Source organism: Ruegeria sp. SCP10 (genome assembly GCF_040329495.1).
In the GTDB taxonomy this organism is placed as follows: Bacteria; Pseudomonadota; Alphaproteobacteria; order Rhodobacterales; family Rhodobacteraceae; genus Ruegeria.
Genome location: NZ_JBDZYF010000003.1, coordinates 285,502 through 309,241 on the forward strand (window position 1 = coordinate 285,502; position 23,740 = coordinate 309,241).

Sequence of the window (23,740 nt, forward strand, 5' to 3'; positions counted from 1 at the left end):
GGTCGATAAGAAAGCCATGCAGTGCAATACCCGATACGGGTCAGGACTTTTATTATCGATCCAATCGATGTTCTGGAACGTAATTGGATTAAGCTGGGATTTGGATACATGGGTCAGAACGTTCTGTTAGCCATAGTTTTTGCCTTGGGCGTTGGCGGAATTACGGGCTTTGTTTTTCTATCGTCTGAAAGATCGGCAGATGCATTGCCACCCGGGGCTTATTCGGTACCAAACATGCCTGGTATGACAGTTCCGGTTGCCTACGAGCTATCAGATGAGTTGATACCGGCGTTATTGATCGTGATCTACGAGGCCTTCGCGCAGACTCAAGAAGACACCATTTATGACCAGTTGGCAAAGGTCACGCATGGCGACGCGCTGGAGTATCTTTACCTCGAACGGGTTGGTGCGATGGAAGGGAATGGGCTGGATCAAGCGGATCAGACCATCCACGAAATCAGCCTATTGGACAGCCTCGTGACGCAAAGTGATGAGACGCTTGAGGTCGATGCAACATGGCAGGTTATTGGAACGGTCGGTCACGCTGATCACCTTCATGTACGCGGTAATACCTATTATGCCGCCTTGTCGATCTCTCCGATTGATGGTGCATGGCGGATTACAGATTTCGACTTGCTTGAGGTCAGTCGGGACAGTGCGGGTGAGGTTTTTCAGGTTTCGGAAGAAAATCAATGATCCGGGTTGAAGATCTTAGCTTTAGGTACAGTTCCGGCGCGTTTCGCCTGCGGGTGCCGCAACTATCCCTGACCGAGGGTGAACGTTTGGCCATCGTTGGGCCAAGCGGCAGTGGAAAGACAACCCTGCTGAACCTGATCGCGGGTATTCTGACACCTGAAACAGGGTGTATCGAGGTGGCCGGAACAAATGTCTCGGGATTGCCAAATGCGGCGCGTCGTCGGTTTCGCGCCAGCCATATCGGTTTCGTTTTTCAGGATTTTGCTCTGCTGGATTATTTGACCGCACGGCAGAACATCCTGTATCCCTATCGCATTACACCCGCGCTCAAACTGGATTCCGCGGCGCGGGGTCGGGCAGAGGCTTTGGCGGAGGCCAGTGGTATTGGTGATAAGCTGGACAGGCATCCCGAAGCCCTTAGCCAAGGGGAACAGCAACGCGTCGCCATCTGCCGTGCTTTGGTGACCCAGCCCAAGCTTATCCTGTCTGATGAGGCGACCGGCAATCTGGATCCTGAAAGCAAAGGACGCATCCTGGATTTGCTGTTCGAGCAAGCCGCCACTGCAGGGACAACGGTTCTGGCCGTGACCCATGATCACGAGCTTTTACCGCGTTTTGAACGTGTTATCGACTTTGCGCAATATCGCGAGGTGGCCGAGGTATGAATGCGCTCTACCTCGCCTTTTCCTATCTGCGTTATCATTGGGCACGCAGTCTTGTGCTAGTGATTGCGACGGCGTTGATCCTGTTTGTGCCGGCAGCCACGCAGATCTTACTGTCCACAAGCCAGACCGCCTTGGTTGCGCGGGGTGAGGCGACGCCACTGCTGTTGGGCAATCGTGGATCGCGGTTGGATCTGACAATGGCTGCCCTCTATTTCTCAGATGAACGCCCTGATCCCACCGCAATGCGCGAGGTGGATGTGATCTGGGACAGCAATTTGGCTGTTCCCATCCCGGTCCATACCGCGTTTTCGTCTGGCGGGTTCCGGATCGTAGGTACGACACTCGATTATTTTGAGTTCAGGAATCTGACACTTGCCGATGGGAGGGGTCTGTCCTTTCTGGGGGAAGCGGTGATCGGGGCGCAAGTGGCCCAAGACTTGGGGAAGGGCATGGGCGATGTGTTAGTCTCCGCGCCCGAGAACCTGTTCGACCTCGATGGTGTTTACCCTCTGGAGATGCCAATAGTCGGGGTGTTGGCTCCGACCAACACGCCAGACGATCAAGCGATTTTTGTTGATATCAAAACGGCTTGGGTGATCCAGGGGATTGGGCATGGCCACGAGGATGTAGTGACCGCCGCAGATATTGCAGCAGGGACTGATGCGCTGGCGAATGCAGCTGTGGTGCAATATCAGCGTATCACGCCGGACAATATCGATAGCTTTCATTTTCATGGGGCACAGGCTGAGTTTCCAGCCACTGCTGTGATCTTGGTCCCGAGTGACCGGCGGTCGGCCACGATCCTGAAAGGGCGGTATCTGGACGGCGAAAATCCCAGCCAACTGTTTGAACCGGCGCAGGTCATACAAGGGCTGGTCGATCGGATATTTCGGATCAAATCACTATTGGACGTGGTGACGGCGATCATCGCGGTGGCGGCGGTTGCCGCCGTTGGGCTGGCCGTTTTCCTTAGCTATCGGCTGCGCGCAAAAGAGATTGCGACGGCCGTCAAGTTGGGGGCCAGGCAGGGCATGGTTTTGCGTCTGCTGGCAGCCGAAACAGTCACTCTGCTGTTCATTTCAGGGTGTATCGCGGCCTTTGGTGCTGCGTTGGTGTCACGACATGCTGAGACCTGGGTGGGCTGGCTGCTCTCGCTCGGCACATGATCAGAAAGGAAAGGCTATGAAACAGCATATTCTTCTGGCGGCATTGGCAGGCAGCGTTGCTGTCACACCTGCGCTTGCCCATTATGGTATGATCATCCCGAATGATCCGATGATCAGTCAGGAAGATGGCCGCAGCTTATCCTTGACCATGTCTTTCTCACATCCGTTTGAACTGGACGGGATGACACTGGAAAAACCTGCAGCCTTTACCGTCACCCATGAAGGGCAAACAACAGACATCCTGAGCAGCCTTGAGGGTGCCACTGTTATGGATGAACGAGGGTATACGCTCGATTTCCCGCTTGAACGTCCGGGCACCTACATCTTTGCGATGGAACCCAAACCTTATTGGGAACCCGCTGAAGATGCTTTCATCATTCACTACACCAAAACCTATGTAACGGCTTACGGAGATGATGAGGGTTGGGATTCCGAGCTTGGTCTCAAGACCGAGATTGTGCCCCTGTCTAAACCGTTTGGTCTGTGGGAGCACAATGTCTTTCAGGGTATCGTCAAGATGGATGGGACGCCCGTACCTTATGCCGAAGTTGAGGTAGAGTTCTTCAACAATGGCGCCGGTGCAACCGCGCCGGATGAGTTGATGATCACGCAGACAGTCAAGGCAGACGCAGATGGTGTCTTTACCTATGCGGCGCCATCCGATGGCTGGTGGGGTTTTGCTGCGCTCAATACAGCGGACTATACCTTGCCTCAGGACGGTGAAGACAAGGCTGTCGAACTGGGCGCAGTTCTGTGGGTGCTTTTCGAGGAATGGACAGGTCAGTGATCCGAACACTTGGTTTAGCCGCCCTATGCGCCGCTGCCCCCTTGGCTGCGGCTGCGCACAAACTTGTCGTTTTCGCCTCGGTCGATTGCAAAATGGTAACGGTTGAAGCGAAGTTTTCGAACGGCAAACCCGCCCAAAAGGGTGAGGTGCGCGTATTGGATGGGCAGAATGCTTTGCTGCAAACCCTCTCGGTTGACAGTGACGGCATGGCGCATATCCCCCTCAGCAGCGTTGATCATTCAACCGGTCTGGTGATCGAGGTTGATACCGGGGGCCACGATAACTACTGGATTGTCACGCCCGAAGATATCGCACGGAAATGCGGGAGTTGATCATGAAAAGGATGCTCACGTGTGGTGCGCTGATGGTTCTGGGTCTGCTCGTGGCCACGTTTGCTACCGCACAAGAACGGTCAAAAATTGTAGCAGTTAACTATCCGTTGCAGTATTTTGCCGAACGCCTTTTAGGGGATGCCGCAGATGTGGTGTTTCCCGTACCCGCAGATGTCGATCCCTCATTTTGGCGGCCCTCTATCGCCGATATCAGTATGATCCAATCGGCAGACCTGATCCTTCTGAACGGTGCCGCCTTTGCCACTTGGATTGATCGCGTGTCTCTGCCGCGATCCCGGTTGGTCAACACCTCTGCCACGCTTGAGGACCGATTCATCGCTACCGAAAGTATCACCCACAGCCATGGTGAGGGTGGAGAACACTCGCATGAGGGATTGGCATCCTACACCTGGCTTGATCCAACTTTGGCGATTACGCAGTCGGAGGCAATTGCGAAGGCCGCAACTCAGCGTGCGCTGGCCCCGCCTGAAGAGATTGCTACCCGGCTCAATACACTCCGCGCTGAGTTGCTGGCGTTGGATCAAACAGCCCAATCGCTGCTTGCGGGTGGTACAAATGTCACCCTGATCGCGACGCATCCAAGGTATCAGTATTTCGGTCGCCGCTACGGTCTGGAAATCGCATCGCTTGAGTGGGAGGCTGGGGCCGCTCCAAATTCGGAGCAATTGGCCGAACTGCTTGATCTCAAACAACAGACAGGTGCAGAGGTATTGATCTGGGAAGCAGATCCACCAATGGCAGCGTTGCGGGCTGTGGAAGAGCTGGGGATGCAGAATGTGGTCTTCCCACCTCTTGTCCATAGGCCGGAGGGTGCAGATTTAATGAACAGCTACGAAGATTCGGTTCTTGCCCTATCGACGGCATTGGCGAACTGACACAACATTCTACGCCTGTACAGGTGTGCGCCAGCTAGGACCAATGACTTTCTAGCTTGGAGATATGGATTGACCGCGGCGACACTCATTCTTCCCAATCAGCTTTATGCCGACCATCCAGGATTAGTCGACGCTTCGGCACGCGTGATCTTGTTTGAGGATCCTCTGTTCTTTGGCGACGCACAGTACCCGGCAAAGATGCACAAGCAAAAGCTTTGGTTGCACCGTGCAAGCATGTCCCGATACCACCGCAACCTGCTGGATAAAGGCCTGAATGCCAAAATCTTTTCTTATGAAATGCGAACAGATGCGTGCGGTCTCTTGTTCCAGGGGCTGTCGCAGGACGGTGTCAGTTCGGTTGTGATGGCTGACCCGGTAGACTTCATCGCAGAGAAGCGCCTGCAAAAGGCCGCGCTTCATGCAGGTATCACGCTTGAAATTCGTCCATCTCCCGGATTTCTGAATACTAAGGCAGACAATGAAATCTGGCGAAGTGGTCACAAACGCTGGTTCATGGCCGACTTCTATAAGCATCAGCGGCGCCGGCTGGATGTTTTGATGGAGGGCGATGAACCAATCGGTGGACAATGGAGCTTTGACCACGACAACCGCAAGAAAGTTCCCAAAGCCCTTCTGGGATGTTTGCCTTGGATCGACTGGCCGGAACATGGCGCGCTGGATTGCGCTGCAAGAGAGAGTATAAATACAGATTTCCCAAATGCTTATGGCTCACTGGACAGGCTGTATTACCCGACATCTCATGAGGCTGCCGAGATTTGGTTGAACCAATTTCTCGAGCGCCGTTTTGATCGGTTCGGCGACTATGAAGATGCAATTGTCGAAGGCGAAAACTGGCTTTGGCACGCGGTCCTGACGCCCGCACTGAACATCGGGTTGTTGACCCCAAAACAAGTAATCGACGCAACTCTTGACTATGCGCAATCCCGAGACATCCCGCTCAATTCCATTGAAGGTTTTGTTCGTCAGATCATTGGTTGGCGAGAGTTTATGCGTGCCACCTATGAAGACCTTGGCGTACGTATGCGGACGACCAACCATTGGGCACACAGCCGAAGGATGCCGACAGCGTTTTATGATGGCACAACAGGGATAGGCCCAATCGATGATACCATCACGAGGGTTCTTCAGACCGGATATTGCCATCACATTGAACGGCTGATGGTTTTGGGTGGGTTTATGTTTCTGTGTGAAATTGATCCAGACGACGTCTACCGCTGGTTCATGGAGATGTTCGTGGACAGCTACGATTGGGTCATGGTCCCAAATACGTATGCCATGAGCCAGCACGCAGATGGCGGGCTAATCACGACCAAGCCCTATTTCTGTGGCTCAAACTACATCCGCAAAATGAGCCATTGGGCCAAAGGGCCTTGGTCAGAGGTCTGGGATGCCCTGTATTGGCGTTTCATAATCAAACATCAGGACAATCTCGGGCGAAATCCACGCTGGGCCATGATGTGCAGAACTGCGGCCCGAATGAAGCCAGAGAGAAGAGATCGATACGTTACGACTGCGGATGCCTTTCTTGCGCGTCTATCCTGATCCAATCGTAACCTTGCTTCTACCAATCTACTCTATGCGTACCGATGTCGGAGTGCGCATTCTGACTTTCAACTCGTGTGCAACCATGGCTTAGCATTTGACGGCGGCAGGGGCGTTTGGCCCAGAATGTGATCAGACGCTTTTTCCCCCACCATGATCGAGGGTGCGTTCAGGTTCCCGTTGGTAATACGCGGGAAGATCGAGCTGTCGGCAACGCGTAGCCCGTCCACACCGATCACGCGGCATTCTGGGTCCACCACGGCTGTTTTGTCGTCCGCCCGGCCCATCTTGCAGGTGCCGCAGGGATGGTAGGCGCTTTCGGCATGTTCGCGGATGAACCCGTCCAGATCCTCATCGGATTGCAGCGCCGCGCCCGGCTGGATCTCGGATTTCACATAGGGTTTGAAAGCATCCTGCGCGAAAATCTCGCGTGTCATGCGGATACATCTGCGGAAATCGACCCAATCCTGCTCGGTGCTCATGTAGTTGAACCGGATTTCCGGTGCAGCCAACGGGTCCGCAGACTGTAGCTGGATCGACCCACGCGACGGCGACCGCATGGGGCCGACGTGGGCCTGAAACCCGTGACCTTCGGCAGCGGCTTTGCCGTCATACCGCACCGCCATGGGCAGGAAATGGTACTGTACATCTGGATAGGTTTTTGACGGGTCAGAACGCAAAAACGCAGCTGATTCAAACTGGTTCGACGCCCCAAGACCCTTTTTGAAGAACAGCCATTGCGCTCCGATCACGGCCTTGGAGAATAGGTTCCAGTGTTTGTACAGTGTGATCGGCTGCTTGCTGGCCATCTGGATATAGAGTTCCAGATGATCCTGTAGGTTCTGCCCAACCCCGGGTCGGTCGGCGACAACGTCGATCCCATGCTGTTTCAGATGCGCGGCTGGCCCAATGCCCGACAGCATCAGCAGTTTCGGAGAGTTGATGGACGAGGCCGCAACAATCACCTCTCGGTTTGCATGCAGAACCTCGGTTTTTGATCCGTTGATCACTTCGACGCCGGTCGCGCGTCCGTTTTCGATCACGATCCGTTTGGCAAAGGCGCGAACAAGGCGGCAGTTTTCGCGCTTCAGGGCTGGCCTCAGATAGGCATTCGCGGCAGACCAACGCCGACCTTTGTAGACGGTCTGCTCCATTGGGCCAAAGCCCTCTTGCTTTTCGCCATTGTAGTCATCGGTCAACTCGTATCCGGACTGCTGACCGGCCTCGACAAAGGCGTGAAACAGCGGGTTTTTTCGCGGGCCGCGCGTCACATGAAGCGGCCCGTCCGTACCCCGCCACATCGGGTCGCCTCCGTGCCCGGCGCTGTTCCAGGTTTCCATCCGCTTGAAATAGGGAAGCACGTTCTTGTAGGCCCAGCCATCAGCGCCGACATCCTGCCAATGGTCATAATCCAGCGCATGACCACGGACATAAACCATCCCGTTGATTGACGATGATCCACCGATTACCTTGCCGCGTGGCGTCGCCAGACGCCGGTTATTCAACTGGGGTTCCGGTTCGCTTTGGAACCCCCAATCGTATAGGGGCATGTTCATCGGGTAGGACAGCGCCGCGGGCATCTGGATGAAGGGTCCCACATCCGAGCCGCCAAATTCGATCACCAGCACCGAATGTTTGCCGTTTTCAGACAGTCGATAGGCCATCGCACACCCGGCAGAGCCTGCGCCGATGATGATGTAATCTGCATTCAGCTTGGTCATGATCAGTACGGAGCCTCAACCGGTGTCATGCGCACGAAAACTGTCTTGAGCTGGCTATAATGCTCGATTGCTGCCTTCGAGTTTTCGCGCCCGACGCCCGATTTCTTCATCCCGCCAAAGGGGATTTCGACCGGTGCGTCGTTGTAGGAGTTGATGAAACAAGTGCCCGCATCCAAGCGGTCAATGACCCGATGCGCGCGCGTCAGGTCTGAGGTGAATACACCTGCCGCCAGCCCCAATTCGGTGTCATTGGCGCGGGCGATCACCTCGTCTTCGGTTTCGAACTCAAGGATCGACATGACCGGACCGAAAATCTCTTCTCGCGCGATGGTCATGTCATCGTGCACATCCGAGAATATTACTGGTTGAACAAAGAACCCGTCTCTGTCGATCAGTGCGCCGCCGTAGGCCAGAGTTGCGCCTTCGGCCTTGCCTTTGGCGATGTAGCCTTCGACGATCTCAAGTTGGCGGGCCGATACCATTGGACCCATCTGGGTTTCCTCGTCCCTGGGATCGCCGATGATGATCTTAGATGTCCGCTCGATCAGGCGCTCCAAAAAACGGTCCTTGATCCCGGATTGTACAAAGACACGTGTTCCATTCGAACAGACCTGGCCGGTCGAATAGAAGTTGCCCAGCAGCGCGCCGCCAACCGCGTCTTCAAGCGACGCGTCGTCGAAGACGATCAGAGGAGATTTTCCGCCCAGCTCCATCGTCACGTGCTTCATACCCGCTGCCGCCGAGGCATAAACCTTGGCTCCGGTCGCGGCCGACCCCGTCAGTGAGACCTTGTCGATATCAGGATGCTGGGCCAGCGCCGCGCCTACATCGCCATAGCCTTGAATGACGTTGAACAGACCTGCAGGCGCACCGGCCTCGATCAGAATCTCTGCAATCTTCAATGCGCTCAGCGGCGTGAATTCGGACGGCTTGAAGACCATCGCGTTTCCACAGGCCAGGGCAGGGGCCCCTTTCCAGCACGCGATCTGGGTGGGATAGTTCCACGCTCCGATGCCGGCACACACGCCCAGAGGGACGCGTTTTGTATAGGCCCAATCTTCACCCAGCGGGATGTGTTCGCCGGTCAGGCTGGCGGCAAGCCCGCCGAAGTACTCCAGTGCATCCGCGCCCGAGGTTGCATCGGCGCAGATCGTTTCCTGCAGCGGTTTGCCGGTGTCATGGGTTTCCAACCAGGAGAGATCGTGGTTGCGGGCGCGGATCAGGTCTGCGGCGCGTCGCAGAACCCGGCCCCGTTCGGTACCGGTGTGTTTGGTCCACTGGGTTTGCGCTGCGCGCGCGCTTTTGACGGCAAGCTCGACAATCTCGGGTGTGGCCGAATGCAGGCGTGCAATTTCTTCGCCATTTGCCGGGAAGACGCAGGAAATCGGGGCTCCGTTTGCATCCTCGATATAGGCGCCATTCACAAAATGGCTGGCCTTTGGTTGAAAGTTCATCGTGATATTCCGTTATGTCGCTGGGGCTGACGTTCAGCACCGCTCGGACAGGTTTTTGACCAGTGAGGTGTTCGATATCTCGCCCAATCGCGATCCGTCGCGCATGACGATCAAAGGCGTTCCGTCATCGGGCAGAATTGACATGACGTCTTTGACCGCCATCTCTGCCGGGATCTTGCGCCCTTCAGCCTGACCGGGTGGCCCCATGACATCTTCGGCCGTCAGCACGCCCAGCGGGTTCATGTGATTGACGAATTCCGTCACATACTCGTTCGCCGGGTCCGTATAGATCTGTTTTGGCGTCCCGCTTTGCACGATGCGCCCGCCTTCGAGGATGGCGATTTTGTCGCCCAGCTTGAAGGCTTCATCCAGATCGTGGCTGACAAAGATGATCGTCCGTTTGAGTTTGCGCTGAAGTTCCAGCAACTCGTTTTGCAAGTGATTGCGGATCAGCGGGTCCAAGGCCGAAAACGGCTCATCCATCAACAGGATTGGCGCTTCGGTGACAAAGGCGCGCGCCAGCCCAACCCGTTGCTGCATGCCGCCGGACAGTTCCGAAACCTTCAGATCGGCCCATTCGGACAGGCCTACAAGCTCCAGTTGTCGATCCACACGGTCCTTGGTTTCCTTTTGCGGTGCGCCGCTCAGTTCCAGCCCAAGGCCGACATTTTCACGGACGCTGCGCCAGGGCAGCAGGCCGAATTGCTGAAACACCATCGCGACGCTGCTTTGACGGATGGATCGCAGGGTGGACGCATCTGCGCGGTTCACGTTGACCAGTGATCCCTGATGACGCAATTGCACATCGCCGCGCACCACGGGGTTCAGGCCATTCACACTGCGCAGCAGAGTTGATTTGCCGGACCCGGACAGGCCCATCAGGACGAGAATCTCGCCCTCATCCACCGTCAGCGAGCAATCGTGCACCCCCAGAACCTGGCCCGTCAGATCGCGGATCTCAGCACGATCCTTTCCCTGATCCATCTCTGGCAAAGCGCGTTTCGGGTTGTCCCCAAACACAATCGAGACATTGTCGAACTTGACTGCGGTTGTCATGGTCAGCGCTCCATTCTCAGCATCCGGTCAAGCGCGATGGCGATAACCACGATGACAAGGCCGCTTTCGAACCCAAGCGCCGTGTTGACCTGGTTCAAGGCACGTACAACCGGAACCCCCAAACCGCTGGCTCCAACCAGAGCCGCGATCACTACCATCGACAGCGACAGCATAATGGTTTGATTCAAACCAGCCATGATCTGCGGAAAGGCCCACGGGATTTCAACCTTGACCAGCTTCTGAAACGGGGTCGCGCCAAAGGCATCCACGGCCTCGAGCAGCGACTCGGGTGTTGACGAGACGCCCAGATGGGTCAGGCGGATCGGGGCGGGTAGAACGAAGATAACCGTCGCAATCAGTCCGGGCACCATTCCGATGCCAAAGAAGACGATTGCCGGGATCAGATAGACAAAGGTTGGTAGCGTCTGCATCAGGTCCAGCACCGGCCGCAAAAAGCTGAAAAATCGCGGGCGATGAGCCGCGGCAATTCCAATTGGCACACCGATTGACATGCAGACAACACAGGCCGACAGAACCAGCGTCAGGCTTTCGGTGGTTTCTTCCCAATAGCCTTGGTTGATCACAAACAAGAAAGACAGAAACACCAGCAAACTGGTCTTCCAATTGCGCTGCAAAAGATAGGATATTGCCGTAAATGCAAGCACCGTGATCAGCGGGTTGGGGGTTTGAAGAACCCACAAAATACCGTCAATCAGCGCCTCGAGGCCTGTTGCCAAGGCATCAAAGAAGAATGCACCCTTGTTCTGCACCCACAAAAAAATCTGTTCGAGAAACTTCCCGACCGGGATTTTCGAACCCTCTAGCCAATCCATGGTTTCCCTTTCACATCACAAAAAATCTCCGACCCCCACAGAGAAATAAGGGCCGGAGACAGAGTTGGTTTTCAGCTGAGATCAGAGACCCAGAGCGCTTTTGACAGCGGCATTCGCGTCACCGCCATCCAGCGTCGTGACCCCGTCCAGCCAAACCTCGACAGTGTCCATATTGCCTGCTAGCCATGCCCTGGCCGCATCTGCTGGATCCTGACCATCTTCCAGAATGGAAGCCATGATTTCGTTTTCCATCGGCAGCGTGAACTCAAGATTGGTCAGCAACGCACCAACATTGGGGCATTCGGTGACATAGCCACTGCGCGTGTTGGTGTAGACGTCGCCCTCGGCGCCGAACCATTCCTCACCGCCCGTCAGGTAGGTCAGCTCCATATTCGAGTTCATCGGGTGCGGTGCCCAGCCCAGGAACACCACGGGTTTGCCGCGACCGTCGATGCGCGATGCTTGCGCCAGCATGCCCTGTTCCGAGCTTTCGACCAAGTTCATCGCGGATAGACCAAACTTGTCTTCGGCAATCAGGTCCAGAACGATGCGGTTGCCGTCATTGCCCGGCTCGATCCCATAGATTGTGCCATCCAGAGCGTCAGCATGGGTGGCGATATCGGCAAAAGTGGCAATACCCAAGTCACGGCCCGCCGCGTTGGTGGCCAGGGTGTACTGGGTGCCTTTCAGGTTGGCCCGCACGGTGTCGACGGTGCCAGCTTCGCGGTAAGGGGCGATGTCGGCCTCCATCGTGGGCATCCAGTTGCCCAGGAAGACATCCACATCCCCCAATTCGAGCGATTTGTAAGTCACCGGCACGGATAGGACTTTGACATCCGTCTCATAGCCCAGCGCCTCAAGAATGGTTGTGGTCGTCGCCGTGGTCGCGGTGATGTCTGTCCATCCCACATCCGAAAAGGTAACCTTGTCGCAGGCGGCATAAGCTGCGTTTGCGCTCAGAAGCGCCGCCAGCGCCGTTGCAGTCACTTTAAAAGGCATGATGTTCTCCCGTTGGTTTCTTGTATATTTGTTGACGTATAATCAAAAAATTGATTCATTAGTCAATAATCAATTTGTTTGACCCTGTTTCTATGATGAACTAGGCGCTGGATATGCCAAGAACAAAAATCAAAGACATACGCAAAAACGAGATCATCGAAGCCGCCATTGCCGAGATTGGTCGGACCGGATCAACCGACATTACGGTTGCAAAGATCGCGGATGTTGCTGGGGTGTCCAGCGGGTTGGCGCATCATTATTTTGGCAGCAAGGAACAGATCCTGATCTCGGCCATGCGGCGCATTCTGACGATCTTTGGGACCGATGTGCGCAAAGGGCTGGCGCAGGCGAAAACACCCGAGCAACGACTGGAAGCCATTATTATTTCTTGCTTTTCCAGCCAGAACTTCCGTCCGGGGATCACCAATGCTTGGCTGAGCTTCTATGTGCAGGCGCAATATTCCAAAGAGACTGAACGCCTGTTGCATATCTACTATCACAGGCTGCAATCCAATCTGAAAAGCAATCTGAAACCACTTGTCGGCACGCGGGCTGAAGAGGTTGCGGTGGCGCTGGCATCTCTGATTGATGGGCTCTACATTCGATTGTCGTTCAAGGGCGGAAACCTCAGCCCGGATGACGCAACCGAAATCGCCTTAGGCTATCTGCGTCAGAGCCTTTCAGCGACTTCCGCATAACATCATCTGTGCCTGATCCGGTTATTTCCCGGTAGGCCACCGGCCAATCTATCGGCAAACGTGATCTGTTTCACGGCGGACAAACACGCTCTGTGATAGAGACCAGCACGCGTTGACGTTATTTTCGCGTCAGCGCTTTAAGACCAATTCAATTTAAATTTTTTATTTTCAAAGGAGTGTTAGACATGGCAGTCAACCGCCGAGAGGCCGCATTTGAAGGCCGGGTATCCGCTGCACGCATGGCGCATGACCGGGTGCACCCAGATCACATTGCCAATGGTGACGAGCAGAGATACGCCACTGCACATTATCCGATGAGCTTTACCAAAGGACTTAATCATAGCTCCGTCACAGGGCTTGTTGATAACAAGGGTCATTTCGAAGCGTTTCGTCAGGCCATTGACGAAGGCTGGATCGAGCCGTTCACATCCCGGGTTCCTGTTCCAACCCCGCCCAGGGGAAAGGGGCGCAGAAAGTGGGAGGCACCGACTGCCGGTGTGGTCTACGATCTTGAAGGCCCCGATGCGCAGGCCGTAACTATGCCGCCGGCGCCCGAACTCTGTAGCGACGAGCTGACCTTTGAGATGGCCGAAGTCTACGAGTTGGCCATTTTGCGCGATGTGTCATTTTCACAGTTTCAAACCGGTGGTGCTCAGCTGTCCAACTCAGTCGCGCGGCTGAATGCGCTTGATTTTGCCCAAGCCGGTTTCCCAGGTGGCAGAGGTCGCACAAGTGCGACAACAACTACGCTGGATGCTCAAACTGCCTTCAGAGGCTCGTCCCCGGGCTGTGACAAGGGACCGTACCTGTCTCAGCTCATGTTGATTGGTACCCGCGATCAAGCTGGATCCGTTGATCTAGAGGACGGGTTGATCAGCTTTGGAGCTCAGCAGGTAGACCAGCGTGTTTTGGTTGCCGCCAAAGGCGATGACTACATGAAGACATGGAAAGAGTGGCTTGATGTTCAACAGGGCTATGACGTCAATATGTGTGGCGCTGGTCAGGACTTTAGCGAGAAGAAGCGCTGCTTCATAAAAACACCGCGCGATCTGGCTACGTATGTGCACTACGACGCGCTCTATCAGGCCTATCTCAATGCTTGTCTAATCCTGCTGGGCATGGGCACGCCGTTTGATCCGGGGTTTGCAAATCTCTCGGGCATGCGCGATGTCTACGATCCTAGCTCGGGTCAGCCACAGAATGCTGGCGGGTTTGCCCTTTATGGTGGTCCGCATATTCTGACTCTGGTGACCGAAGTGGCGACACGCGCGCTGAAGGCGGTTCGGTTCCAAAAGTTCAATAACCATTTGCGTCTGCGCCCTGAAGCACTGGCTGCGCGGCTCGCAAAGGCTGATGTGATCGAGCAATATCACCCCAGTCTTTGCGGGGCTTTCAGCAAGATGTGTGATGATCTGATGTCGAACAAAGGGTGCGATGGTAAATCGACCCTCGACAAGATCGCGCACGGTAACCCAAGGCAGCCAAAGCAATTCAACAAAGGTAACTTTTTGCTGCCTATGGCCTTCGGTGAAGGTTCTCCGATGCATCCAGCTTATGGTGCCGGGCATGCGACCGTTGCGGGTGCCTGTGTAACAGTGTTGAAAGCCTATTTTGACACCAGCACAGTTCTGGGCAAAAACGCTGATCGCGATAGCTGCAATTGTGGCAAGGACGGGTTCTACCGTTCTATTTCTGAGGCGAGCGAATATTCAGCGCCAAAGAAAGGCTGCGACAAGCTTGACCGCAAGGTCGTCAAGTGCCCACTGACCCTGGAAGGTGAGCTGAACAAGCTTGCTGCCAATATCTCAATCGGGCGCAATATGGCCGGTGTGCATTATTACTCTGACTACTATGACAGCCTGCGCATGGGCGAAGAAATCGCGATTGCGATGCTCGAGGAACAGGCAATCTGCTACCCGACTGATCCCTTTGTCCTGTCGGTTCCCACGTTCGACGGTCCGGTACGCCGGATTGGAAACCGGTAACCAGAAGAAGGTGCCCCCGTTTTTATCGGGGGCACTGTTTCATTGGCTTATAAGCTGAAAAAACTCAACAAGTTGGCCGTTTGGGTCAGTGATCTTGAGCAAGTGAATGCCTGGGTCTTCAATAATCTCGGGTGCCTCAGCGCCTGTGTTTTGAATGCGGGTACGTAGCATGCTTAAGTTGCCTGAACGAATATAAGGGATCGCGCCAGTGCCTGCTTGGGCGTCAGGCGCGTATTTATTGCGTGACACGATCGCAAACCAACCGCCCGATATATCGAAGGCGACAAACCCCTCTAGTTGGATCATCGGATCCCGCGCGAATAGCGTGCGATAGAACGTTTCGGATTCTTGCATGTCATCGGAGGGCACATAAGCACCCATGGCCAAGAGCGCCGTGTCTTGTGCAGCTGAGCCGTCCGCACAGAGCATTGCAAGTGTCATAGATAGGATGTGCTTCATTCATTTATCTCCTGTTTCAGGTCTGATCTGATATCTACACACCCTCTGCTGACAGCATGTTGTCACCATAGTGTCAGCATAGGTATGTTACCCCTCAGGGAGAGTGGTATGAGACGCGGTGACAGGCTGTTTGAGATCATTGAAATTCTGCGACGAGCTAAGGTTCCGATCTCGGGGCACGCGATTGGCGCTGAGCTTGGCGTGACCAAACGAACCATCTATCGCGACATCGCTGCCCTGATGGCCCAGGGCGTACCAATTCAGGGCGAAGCCGGCGTTGGCTATGTACTGGAGGCTGGCTTTCACATGCCGCCCCTAATGCTGACTTCGGACGAGATCGAAGCGGCAATTCTTGGCGCGCAATGGGTGCGAACGCGTGGCGAGCCAGAGCTGGCGCTGGCTGCGGAAAAGTTGTTGTCAAAGATCGAAACGGTCAGCCCGGCACGGTTCGAGGCGTCGTTTGCGGCCCCCATCCTAAGCGTCGCGCCCGTTGATCCTGTGTCAGAGGTCTTGTCAGCGGCTGACATTCGCCAGGCCATCCGGCAACGTGCGAAGATTTCGCTGACCTATCGTGATAACAAGAATACTCTGACGGACCGGGTGATCTGGCCGATCCTACTGGGCTATCGGGACGCGGGCCGGATCATTGCAGCCTGGTGCGAGCTTCGTGAGGGGTTTCGATATTTCAGAACCGAACTGATCGTTCAAGGACAGATTCTGTCGGACAAAATCCCACGTCGGATGGACCTCGTGCGGGCCGAGTGGCGCGCAGCGATGGAGGCTGAGCGCAAGCGATACACCCTGGGATCAAGCAGTTAGCCACCGGTAGCGCACCAGCTCGAGTAAGCTGACATCAATGCCTGCAACTCTTCGGGGCTGGTCGGATACCTGTCGTAGCGATGGACAGAGGGAGTGTTGGACCATTCCAACTTGTCTTCACGCATAACCTCAAGAAAGGGTTCAAACTTGTCGGCCTCGTCCAACACGGATGTGCGCAGGTTGATCCGGTCCGTTTGGCCGACCTCGGAATAGACAAAGCAAAGGCAGGAACGGCAGTAGAAATGCTGTCGCTCGGCCGAGTGTCGTCCTCCTGTTACCAGCGCGCCGGTGCATTCAAAGCTGTCGCGCGGAAACATCGTGGTCAACGAAAACGCACTGGCCGTGAGTTTCTGGCAGTCGGCGCAATGACAAGCCACAGTCAGTAGGGGCGCGGCCGTGAGGGTGACACGCACTGCGCCGCAAAGACACTGGCCGGTATATGGGGGTGTTGGAATGCCCATATCAAACGGTTCCTTTTTTTCTAGGGTGAGGGTGCCCGCTAGCGAATGGGAGAGCTGATATCCACGGCTGTTCCGGTAGGGTCGCGCAACATCAGGCGTCGTTGGCCGTAGAACAGATCGGTCGGAGGCTGGATTATCTCGGCCCCGTTTGCGATGGCTTTGCGATACAACTCCTCGACGTCGTCGACGACAAAGGTGAGGATGGCACCAGCGGGGGGCCACGCCAGAATATCTGGAACCGACTCGTGATCTTTGTCAAGAATGCCAAGCTCGAATCCCGGCAGATCATCGTTGGACAAAATGATGAACCATCCAAAATCACCACTGCGCGTCAGGCCCAGCAGATCTTCGTAGAATGCGGCCGTCGCAGCGACATCATGGGTCAGGATGTTGGTAAAAGCTCGTTTCATCAAAAGTACCTTATGCAAATAGATCAATCCAAATGGATTTGATCCCACCCATTAGAGGATGGGACCGTGTATCATTCAAAGGCACTATAGGCCGTCATCACCTGACTGGAACTGGCATCTCGCAGGGCTACGATCTTTTTGTACTCGTCCGAGGTATTCCACCGCTCCAAGGTTTCGATGTCAGGGAAGCTAACAACAACGACCATGTCACCCTCGGTATCCGTGCCGTTGAGAGTGGCACTCCGCATCCCGTTGAACAGGGCTTTGGCACCGTACGGACGGGCGATCTCTTGAGTCTTGGCCATATAGTCCCGAAATCCGGCAGGATCGGTTACTTTGATGGTCGATATCATCAGTGCAGTCATGTTAGGCAACCTCTCTGGAGTTAAGATCATTGGAAACGGCATGGGTGCGGCGCCAGGCGGCGTCGTCCTGACTGAATTTGGGGATTGCGATCGGAACAAAGTCACGGTCGTTCGCAAGCTGGTCCAGATCGGGTGGCTGGGTGAGCAACATTCTGACGAAGCCGCCCATTGCCGCGATTGTACGTGATGTGCTGCGGATCAAATCCGGGCGTGCAGCGACTGTTCGCTTTGCGATGGTCAAAAAACTCTCAGGCTCTTGCCCACCTAACCGTGCGACAGCGTCTGTTGGCGCGTTCACAGCAAAAGTCCCTCGCCTGTATTCTTCGGAATAAAGAGCGAGCTGCGAGGCCGCGGCTTCGGAGTAATTTGACGGGGGCATCGCCTTGAGCGCCTTCAGCATCATCTTTTCCGAGATATCCATGTACCGCACGCGACGCCCAAGTGCCTCACCAATGTCATGAGCAATCTGGTTTGGAGAGATCAGTTCGGGCCCGGTGGGTCGATAGGTTTGACCACTATGTGTGTCTGGATCCAACAAGGCAGCAACAGCGACACGCGCAATATCCTCGTTCGAGGGTGGTGCGTTTTTGCGGGTATCTCCGTCGCCCAACGGCATCGCGAGTATCCCGAGATGTGCTGCCAGCCCAACACCCATAAGATAGTTGTCTGCAAACCATCCCGGATTGATCGTGGTCACGCTCATTTCAGGGCGCATGCCAATCAGAATGTCGCTGATATACACTTCGCGCGTGAACAGAGACGGATGATCAACGCTTGAAAGCCATTGTCCAAGTGTGACCACATGCTCGATCTTGGCTTCAAAGGCTGCCGCAGTGAAGGCAGCATTGAAGTGTAATCCGTTAGGAGCGGTCGGGGCACATTGATAGGCGCGTTGCACACCTTGCATCGCTTTGCGCAAATCGCTCATATCATATTGATTACCAACAAAAACCTCAGCGCCAGCCGCTTTCAGACGATCTGCGCGATGATCTCTGGAACGCACAAAGGCTCGGACGCGGACACCCTTGGTAAGCAACTGAAGGGCTACGGGCAGGCCGGTTTTTCCAGCAGCACTTGTCACCAAAATCCTGGGCTGTGTTGACATTGCATCGACTCCATTCCATTCGATAGTTAAGGGAATAAAGCGGTTGCTTTAAAAAATAAAGTAACGAAATCGTGAGGTGTACAATGGCTAAGCCACGCTCGTATAAACTGCTCTGTCCAATCGCACGCGGATTGGATCGCGTGGGTGACAGATGGACCTTGTTGATTTTGCGCGACCTGCATGCCGGACCAGCGCGATTTACCGACCTGCAAAGCGGGCTTAGCGGGATCGCTGCAAACCTGCTGACCGATCGGCTTGCCAAGTTGGTTGCCGATGGGCTGGTTGCCAGACGCGATGGCCCCCATGGTGCGATGCTGTATGAACTGACAGATTTAGGGCGCCGGACAGGCAGCCTGATTTTTGAGCTGGCGATGTTTGGTGCACTGTTTCCCAATGCGGGCGAAATTGCCCGACCCGGAAACCTGCGTACAGTTGCGGTGACGCTCAACGCCGCCGCGCAACGTGTTTGCACCGGGGATCTGAGTGTGGTGGCAAGCCTTGTTGTGGATGGCGAGGCGTTTGAACTGAAGGCCTCAGACGGATCTGCGACTGTATCTTATGCAGCAGCAACAGACCCTGATGTCGAACTGCGCACCAGCTATGCCTCTTTGCTGGCGCTGTCAGAAGGTGAAATGACCCGGCAATCCTTTCTAAACGACCATTCCACGATTGAAGTGAACACACCTGGAAAGGACCAGGCTTTGCTAGAGCTTATGAGTTTGATTCTGGGCGTGTTTCAGCAACATGCTTAGTCCGCCAATAGATCGTACCCCGCAGTCAGCTAGCAGCAGCGAATGCATTCAAGGCGTCGCGTGTTTCTTCATCTGCGGGAAACATCAGCTCGATATTCAGATCGGCGACCACGATGTCTTCTGCGGTGCGAAACTGGGAAAACGTGGAAAACAGGCTGAGGCGCAAGCCACCAGCTCGATATATCGTGGGGATCACAGGTGGCAACGGTCCAGTGGGTCTCCAGGCTGCAATGGCTGGATCGGCCGCCAACTGCGCGACGGCTTGGTCCAGTTCGGATACCCCGCCAGCTTGTAAACTCTCGGATCGTAGGCGGATCATCGTATGATGGCCAACCTCTCCCCAGTTTTCGATAATGCTGGGCCCCCAATCCGGGTCGCAAACTGCTTTAAGCAAGCTATCGCCCTCGGACAGTCCAGCAACCGTCAGCAACGCGCTTGCCGCTGTGTTGAGATGTCGCAATCGCCAAAGCCCATCCAGAACAATCGCGGGGTAGGGATCGTGTCTCGACAGAAGATGTGTGATTGCATCATTGATGGGTTTCAGCAAGGCGCTGTCGGGGGCTTCCTGCCTATAGAGCGCGGCAAATCCGGCCCCGTACAACAGGCGATTTCGCTCGGGTCTCGGGACATCCAGAACCTCGGACAGATGTAGCACCATATCGCGGCTGGGTCGCGCGCGACCGGTTTCCAGAAACGAAATATGACGCGCTGAAACATCCGCAAGGCCTGCCAGTTGCAGCTGGCTTAGCCCACGGGTGCCGCGCCAGCCTTTCAGCAGAGAACCGAACTGTGCCAAAAACTGTCCTCCCTCGCGGTTATGCGCCGACTAAATCACAACCCTTACCTGATAGGTAATTGCTTACATTACCTGTGCGGACTTAGATCTCAATCATCGATCTAAAAAGAAAGGACATGCCATGGACCTGCAAGAGAAGCTTTTGAAAACCGGGGCCGGGTTGGTGATTTTGTTCGGCGGCGTCATCTGGATGGGGGCCCATCCCGCCATGGATGCTGTGCCAACTTTTTTTGGCGATCTGATCTTTTGGCCGCTCGATGGCGCGCAGAGACTTACGTCCGAGGGGGCAAGACTGCTCAGCGCGATCGGCGGGGGGATCATGGTCGGTTGGGGTATCCTGCTCTGGGCTCTTGCGGGCGAGGGGATGCGTATTGCGCCTGCATTCTCAAAACGAGTCATCCTTCTATCGATTTGGACATGGTTCTGCGTCGACAGCCTGGGGTCTGTGCTGGCGGGCGCGCCGTTCAACCTGATCGGCAACCTGGTGTTCCTGGGGATGTTCACCATTCCGTTTCTGGACCGTTTCTCCTCAAAGGGTGCATCGACAGCAAAAACCAGCTAAGGGCGTTTCCAGCCGAGGGCCTCATGGACGTTCTGTTTCATGGGCCCAGATGCCGGTGGATGATATCGATATCAACGACGCACGGCGCTGAAACCCCAAGCTTTTCTGCCAGCCGGCGCGAAAATGAAACGGTCATGACGGCGGTTTGATTGATCCGTGTGTCACTGGCGACAAGGGTCTTCAGCTCAGTGGTGCTGGTTACTGCGCCGAACATAGTACGCTCGGTTTCGACCACTGTGCCGTGCCACTGATTTGGGCCTTGTTTGGTCCAGCTCACATCTGCATCCAGCACGCGGTTAAACTGTTTGAAATCGAACGGGGCCTTAAAGGTCATCGAGTCGTGATACAGGATTTCGGTCTGGGGCCCGCTTTTGATCTCTTGCTGAATCTCAGGTGTGCAACCGTTGACCTGACGAACGGTTGTTGCGCCTTGCCAGACACCATCTTTGGGTCGGATATCAGCAGCTAAGGCCTTTTGCGCCGAGGCGATGCCAAAAGCCAGGAGCATTGCAAGCAACAGCAGCAGGGCTTTTTTGGTGTCCGTATCCAGAACACGACCGGATTTGTAACGTCTTTGAATGAAAATGCGTTTTCTGTGCCTATGTTGCACGTTTCTACTCCTTTGTTTCATGGCCCCTGCGTAATCACGCGGCGATGGGGAAAAACTAAGCCGAACAACGTGTTTTAAGCGTCTCGACCCATCGGCGAGAACAGCTCGGGATGTCCCGTTCGACCGGACGAGACGGCATTTAATCGGATGAAGGATAGTTTGATGCTGCGTCTGATCAGGGCGTTTTGCCGATGCGCCCGCGATGGGGTGCATGTCGAAACGCCTTGTCAGTCACACGCCAGACGGTCCCTGACCGTCATCAAAACAGTAAGAAGATTGAGGAAATTCATGACATTGAATTCTTGTAGTTGCGGAAGGTTTGCCGCAATTGGATTTGGCGTTGTGCTGAGCAGCACGCCACTATCCGCCCAGGTTGCCAATACCTTATCGGCTTCGGACAAAGACTGGGCATTTTACATCGGCGCAGGCGGGGGATTGGTCCCCGAATATCAAGGATCGGATGAATATGAATTGGCACCGCTGGTCACCTTTGAAGGCGTCTGGCGGGACAGGTTTGTAATCTCGGATCAGGGGCTGGGCGCCTTTCTGTACGATCAGAATGGGTTTCGTGTGTCTGCGGCTGTTGGCTATGGCGGCGGACGGGACGAAGACGATAGCGACGATCTGAAAGGATTGGGCGATATCGACAATAGCGCTGTGCTATCGCTGGGTACTCAGTTCGATCTGGGTCAAAGCCTGACCGCGACGGCGGATGTCAGGAAGTTTCTGGGTGGCTCGGAAGGCACCGTTGTGTCACTGGGTCTGCAAACGCAGGTGCCGTTTGGTGTGATCCGGGGTGCGCTGGCCCCCACAGGTCGGCCTTACAACGACGAAACCAGCCAAAACGGCGTTGTTCTAATCGGCGGGGTCTCTGTCGATTGGGCGGATGAGGACTACAACCAAAGTTTCTTTGGTGTGACCTCAACACAATCCGCCCGTTCAGGTCTGCGCCAATACCGGGCAGAGTCCGGTGTAAATGCGCTGAACGTCGAACTTGGCGTCAGCAAACAGATCGGCAGAAGCTGGGGTGTCACCGGCCTATTGGCCTATTCGCGCCTGCTGGGAGATGCGGCGGACAGCCCGATTGTGAAATCCAAAGGGAACTATGCAGCCGTCGTGTCAGTTGCCTACCAGTTCTAAGACCTGACAAACGATACCTCGTCGACTGAGCCAGCACGGTGATCGTGCTGGTTCAGTTGCTTCCGAAACTAGTTGCGCACATCAGAAGGGGTTTTCCCCGTCTCGCGCTTAAAAGCCTTGTAAAAGGCTGAGCGCGAATTGAAGCCAACATCATACGCGATGTTCAGAATGGTCTCGTCGGTCGAGGTCAATTGCTCGATTGCATCATTGATCCGCCATCGGTTGATATAGTCGAAGAACGTGCTGTTCAGGTTTGCGTTCAACGTTTGCGAAACATAGTGAGACGTGACACCGATGTGTTTGGCCAGATCCCATAGGCTAAGGTTCGGTTCGCGATAAAGCAGGTCCTGGCTCATCGCCGTTTCGATTTTTTTCGCAATCCGTGCAGCGCGTTCTTCGTCAAGGGCAGATTTCTTGTATTTGCGCTCGGATGGCTCATCCGGGTCCGGCGGGTCTGAGACAGGTGTTCGGGTCAGGCCGGGACGTTGCCGTAGGCCCCATATGCCAATGACCCAGAACAGAAACAGCAGGGCAAGGCTTTCTAGGAAATCGAGCAACTCATCTTGCACCTCGAACCCGACGGCCTCGGACACTGTAAGTATGCTAACAGCCGCTGACAGAAACCAAAATGACAGGGCAGCCATAGTAATCACCCAAACCCAAGTCAGCTCTCGGTTTTCGGTGCTTGCGAACACTTCGCGCAGCCGTTTGCGGTAGGTCATCAATATTCGGATGATCAGGATCAGGTAAACGGCCATTATGATCCGAAACAATACGTCAGCGACCAAAACCGCCAAGGCGATCAACACAAACCGCAACAACCGGGGATCGTCCTCTGGAAGGTCCACATCGCTCAGATCCGTTGGCAGAAACATCAGCGATGACATGAGCAGCCCGCATATGATGATCGGGGGTAGGTGATAACGCAGCCTTGGTTTGTGCGCTTCATCGGCTTCGCTGGTCAAGGCGCGGACATAAAGCCAAAACAAAAAGGGGCTTGCGAGATCGAACACAACAACAAGCACGCTGACGCGCATCAGAAGGTTGAACTCGACCTCACTTACGGACGCGTCGGCGATCAAAGCGCCAAGAGAGGACAGGCCTTGTATAAGAAACAGCGCGGCCAGTGGCATGAACACACCGGTATCGCGCTTTCTCAGAAACAGCAGGTTAGCACAAAACAGGCATAGCCCGATAAAGGCGGTATCAACGAATTGAGTAGCGGATTCCAATATTACTTACTCTCTGAAAATCGACCACGGGTGGCCTTGCGCTGCAGCCTCTTCATGCCCTCTACAGCATGCGATCTGACATCTACCAATTTCATGGGGTTTGTCGTCTCTTTTGATCGGACAGGACGTTTGAGACGGCGCAAGACGGGTTGAATCTACATTCTTGCGCGGCCGTTTG

Annotated in this window: 26 protein-coding genes; 13 read left to right on the forward strand and 13 right to left on the reverse strand. The window is 55.1% G+C overall.

The genetic code is table 11. The features are described from left to right. Window positions 1-234 precede the first annotated feature (234 nt). The 7 genes from ABLN87_RS10425 to ABLN87_RS10455 all read left to right on the forward strand — a co-directional run bounded on the left by ABLN87_RS10425 (window position 235) and on the right by ABLN87_RS10455 (window position 6,105). A complete protein-coding gene (locus ABLN87_RS10425; RefSeq protein WP_353009855.1) occupies window positions 235-696 on the forward strand; it encodes a hypothetical protein in 462 nt (153 codons plus the stop codon). After that, on the forward strand, window positions 693-1,361 hold the full coding sequence (locus ABLN87_RS10430; protein ID WP_353009858.1) for an ABC transporter ATP-binding protein: 669 nt from the start codon (window positions 693-695) through the stop codon (window positions 1,359-1,361). Before ABLN87_RS10425 ends, ABLN87_RS10430 begins: the two co-directional genes overlap by 4 nt. Beyond that, complete coding sequence (locus ABLN87_RS10435) at window positions 1,358-2,527, forward strand: ABC transporter permease (RefSeq protein WP_353009861.1); 1,170 nt, start codon at window positions 1,358-1,360, stop codon at window positions 2,525-2,527. The genes ABLN87_RS10430 and ABLN87_RS10435 overlap by 4 nt, the downstream gene beginning before the upstream one ends. A gap of 16 nt (window positions 2,528-2,543) precedes the next feature. Further along, window positions 2,544-3,314: a DUF4198 domain-containing protein gene (locus tag ABLN87_RS10440; RefSeq protein WP_353009863.1), complete on the forward strand. Its 771-nt coding sequence runs from the start codon at window positions 2,544-2,546 to the stop codon at window positions 3,312-3,314. After that, the gene (locus tag ABLN87_RS10445; RefSeq protein WP_170535336.1) at window positions 3,311-3,646 is read left to right on the forward strand and encodes a hypothetical protein; all 336 of its coding nucleotides are present in this window, start codon (window positions 3,311-3,313) and stop codon (window positions 3,644-3,646) included. The genes ABLN87_RS10440 and ABLN87_RS10445 overlap by 4 nt, the downstream gene beginning before the upstream one ends. 2 nt (window positions 3,647-3,648) lie before the next feature. Further along, a complete protein-coding gene (locus tag ABLN87_RS10450; RefSeq protein ID WP_353009866.1) occupies window positions 3,649-4,542 on the forward strand; it encodes a metal ABC transporter substrate-binding protein in 894 nt (297 codons plus the stop codon). A 69-nt stretch (window positions 4,543-4,611) separates the two neighbouring features. Next, window positions 4,612-6,105 carry a cryptochrome/photolyase family protein gene (locus ABLN87_RS10455; RefSeq protein ID WP_353009868.1) on the forward strand — a complete coding sequence of 498 codons (1,494 nt, stop codon included), beginning with the start codon at window positions 4,612-4,614 and terminating at the stop codon, window positions 6,103-6,105. Window positions 6,106-6,173: 68 nt separating this feature from the next. On the opposite strand, the gene betA is transcribed toward ABLN87_RS10455, so the two are convergent. The 5 genes from betA to choX form a co-directional block, all read right to left on the reverse strand. Beyond that, entirely contained in the window at window positions 6,174-7,817 is a 1,644-nt protein-coding gene (gene betA, locus ABLN87_RS10460; RefSeq protein ID WP_353010258.1) for a choline dehydrogenase, read from the reverse strand. 11 nt (window positions 7,818-7,828) lie between these two features. After that, window positions 7,829-9,280 (reverse strand): betaine-aldehyde dehydrogenase, encoded by a 1,452-nt coding sequence (gene betB / locus ABLN87_RS10465; protein ID WP_417750394.1) that lies wholly within the window; start codon window positions 9,278-9,280, stop codon window positions 7,829-7,831. A gap of 33 nt (window positions 9,281-9,313) precedes the next feature. Then, window positions 9,314-10,336, reverse strand: a complete 1,023-nt coding sequence (choV, locus tag ABLN87_RS10470; RefSeq protein ID WP_353009871.1) for a choline ABC transporter ATP-binding protein — start codon at window positions 10,334-10,336, stop codon at window positions 9,314-9,316. Window positions 10,337-10,338: 2 nt separating this feature from the next. Continuing rightward, complete coding sequence (gene choW, locus ABLN87_RS10475) at window positions 10,339-11,169, reverse strand: choline ABC transporter permease subunit (RefSeq protein ID WP_170535328.1); 831 nt, start codon at window positions 11,167-11,169, stop codon at window positions 10,339-10,341. Between the two features lie 81 nt (window positions 11,170-11,250). Beyond that, a complete protein-coding gene (gene choX / locus ABLN87_RS10480; protein ID WP_353009875.1) occupies window positions 11,251-12,168 on the reverse strand; it encodes a choline ABC transporter substrate-binding protein in 918 nt (305 codons plus the stop codon). A 113-nt stretch (window positions 12,169-12,281) separates the two neighbouring features. On the opposite strand from choX, the gene betI reads away from it, so the two are divergent. Beyond that, complete coding sequence (betI, locus tag ABLN87_RS10485; RefSeq protein ID WP_353009878.1) at window positions 12,282-12,866, forward strand: choline-binding transcriptional repressor BetI; 585 nt, start codon at window positions 12,282-12,284, stop codon at window positions 12,864-12,866. Between the two features lie 185 nt (window positions 12,867-13,051). Next, on the forward strand, window positions 13,052-14,851 hold the full coding sequence (locus ABLN87_RS10490; RefSeq protein ID WP_353009880.1) for a vanadium-dependent haloperoxidase: 1,800 nt from the start codon (window positions 13,052-13,054) through the stop codon (window positions 14,849-14,851). A gap of 39 nt (window positions 14,852-14,890) precedes the next feature. On the opposite strand, the gene ABLN87_RS10495 is transcribed toward ABLN87_RS10490, so the two are convergent. Further along, on the reverse strand, window positions 14,891-15,310 hold the full coding sequence (locus ABLN87_RS10495) for a VOC family protein (protein ID WP_353009882.1): 420 nt from the start codon (window positions 15,308-15,310) through the stop codon (window positions 14,891-14,893). Window positions 15,311-15,418: 108 nt separating this feature from the next. Between ABLN87_RS10495 and ABLN87_RS10500 the strand changes: the two genes are divergently transcribed. Further along, entirely contained in the window at window positions 15,419-16,129 is a 711-nt protein-coding gene (locus tag ABLN87_RS10500) for a helix-turn-helix transcriptional regulator (protein ID WP_353009884.1), read from the forward strand. Here the strand turns inward: ABLN87_RS10500 and ABLN87_RS10505 are convergent. From ABLN87_RS10505 to ABLN87_RS10520, 4 genes are all read right to left on the reverse strand, one after another. Continuing rightward, on the reverse strand, window positions 16,126-16,590 hold the full coding sequence (locus ABLN87_RS10505) for a GFA family protein (protein ID WP_353009886.1): 465 nt from the start codon (window positions 16,588-16,590) through the stop codon (window positions 16,126-16,128). The two genes, ABLN87_RS10500 and ABLN87_RS10505, sit on opposite strands and share 4 nt — an antisense overlap. 38 nt (window positions 16,591-16,628) lie before the next feature. Further along, the gene (locus tag ABLN87_RS10510) at window positions 16,629-17,000 is read right to left on the reverse strand and encodes a VOC family protein (RefSeq protein ID WP_353009888.1); all 372 of its coding nucleotides are present in this window, start codon (window positions 16,998-17,000) and stop codon (window positions 16,629-16,631) included. A gap of 71 nt (window positions 17,001-17,071) precedes the next feature. Then, window positions 17,072-17,365: a DUF1330 domain-containing protein gene (locus tag ABLN87_RS10515; RefSeq protein WP_353009891.1), complete on the reverse strand. Its 294-nt coding sequence runs from the start codon at window positions 17,363-17,365 to the stop codon at window positions 17,072-17,074. 1 nt (window position 17,366) lies between these two features. Then, on the reverse strand, window positions 17,367-18,470 hold the full coding sequence (locus ABLN87_RS10520; protein WP_353009893.1) for an NmrA family NAD(P)-binding protein: 1,104 nt from the start codon (window positions 18,468-18,470) through the stop codon (window positions 17,367-17,369). A gap of 83 nt (window positions 18,471-18,553) precedes the next feature. On the opposite strand from ABLN87_RS10520, the gene ABLN87_RS10525 reads away from it, so the two are divergent. After that, the gene (locus ABLN87_RS10525; protein ID WP_353009895.1) at window positions 18,554-19,222 is read left to right on the forward strand and encodes a helix-turn-helix domain-containing protein; all 669 of its coding nucleotides are present in this window, start codon (window positions 18,554-18,556) and stop codon (window positions 19,220-19,222) included. 25 nt (window positions 19,223-19,247) lie between these two features. On the opposite strand, the gene ABLN87_RS10530 is transcribed toward ABLN87_RS10525, so the two are convergent. Then, window positions 19,248-20,018 (reverse strand): helix-turn-helix domain-containing protein, encoded by a 771-nt coding sequence (locus tag ABLN87_RS10530; RefSeq protein WP_353009897.1) that lies wholly within the window; start codon window positions 20,016-20,018, stop codon window positions 19,248-19,250. Window positions 20,019-20,139: 121 nt separating this feature from the next. Here ABLN87_RS10530 and ABLN87_RS10535 point away from each other — a divergent pair, with 121 nt between their 5' ends. Continuing rightward, complete coding sequence (locus ABLN87_RS10535; protein ID WP_353009900.1) at window positions 20,140-20,580, forward strand: hypothetical protein; 441 nt, start codon at window positions 20,140-20,142, stop codon at window positions 20,578-20,580. Window positions 20,581-20,617: 37 nt separating this feature from the next. Here ABLN87_RS10535 and ABLN87_RS10540 read toward each other — a convergent pair whose 3' ends face one another. After that, entirely contained in the window at window positions 20,618-21,190 is a 573-nt protein-coding gene (locus tag ABLN87_RS10540; RefSeq protein ID WP_353009902.1) for a hypothetical protein, read from the reverse strand. Window positions 21,191-21,478: 288 nt separating this feature from the next. Between ABLN87_RS10540 and ABLN87_RS10545 the strand changes: the two genes are divergently transcribed. Then, window positions 21,479-22,330: a MipA/OmpV family protein gene (locus tag ABLN87_RS10545; protein WP_353009903.1), complete on the forward strand. Its 852-nt coding sequence runs from the start codon at window positions 21,479-21,481 to the stop codon at window positions 22,328-22,330. Between the two features lie 68 nt (window positions 22,331-22,398). Here ABLN87_RS10545 and ABLN87_RS10550 read toward each other — a convergent pair whose 3' ends face one another. Further along, window positions 22,399-23,562, reverse strand: coding sequence for a helix-turn-helix domain-containing protein (locus ABLN87_RS10550; RefSeq protein ID WP_353009906.1), 1,164 nt, complete (start codon window positions 23,560-23,562; stop codon window positions 22,399-22,401). Window positions 23,563-23,740 lie beyond the last annotated feature (178 nt).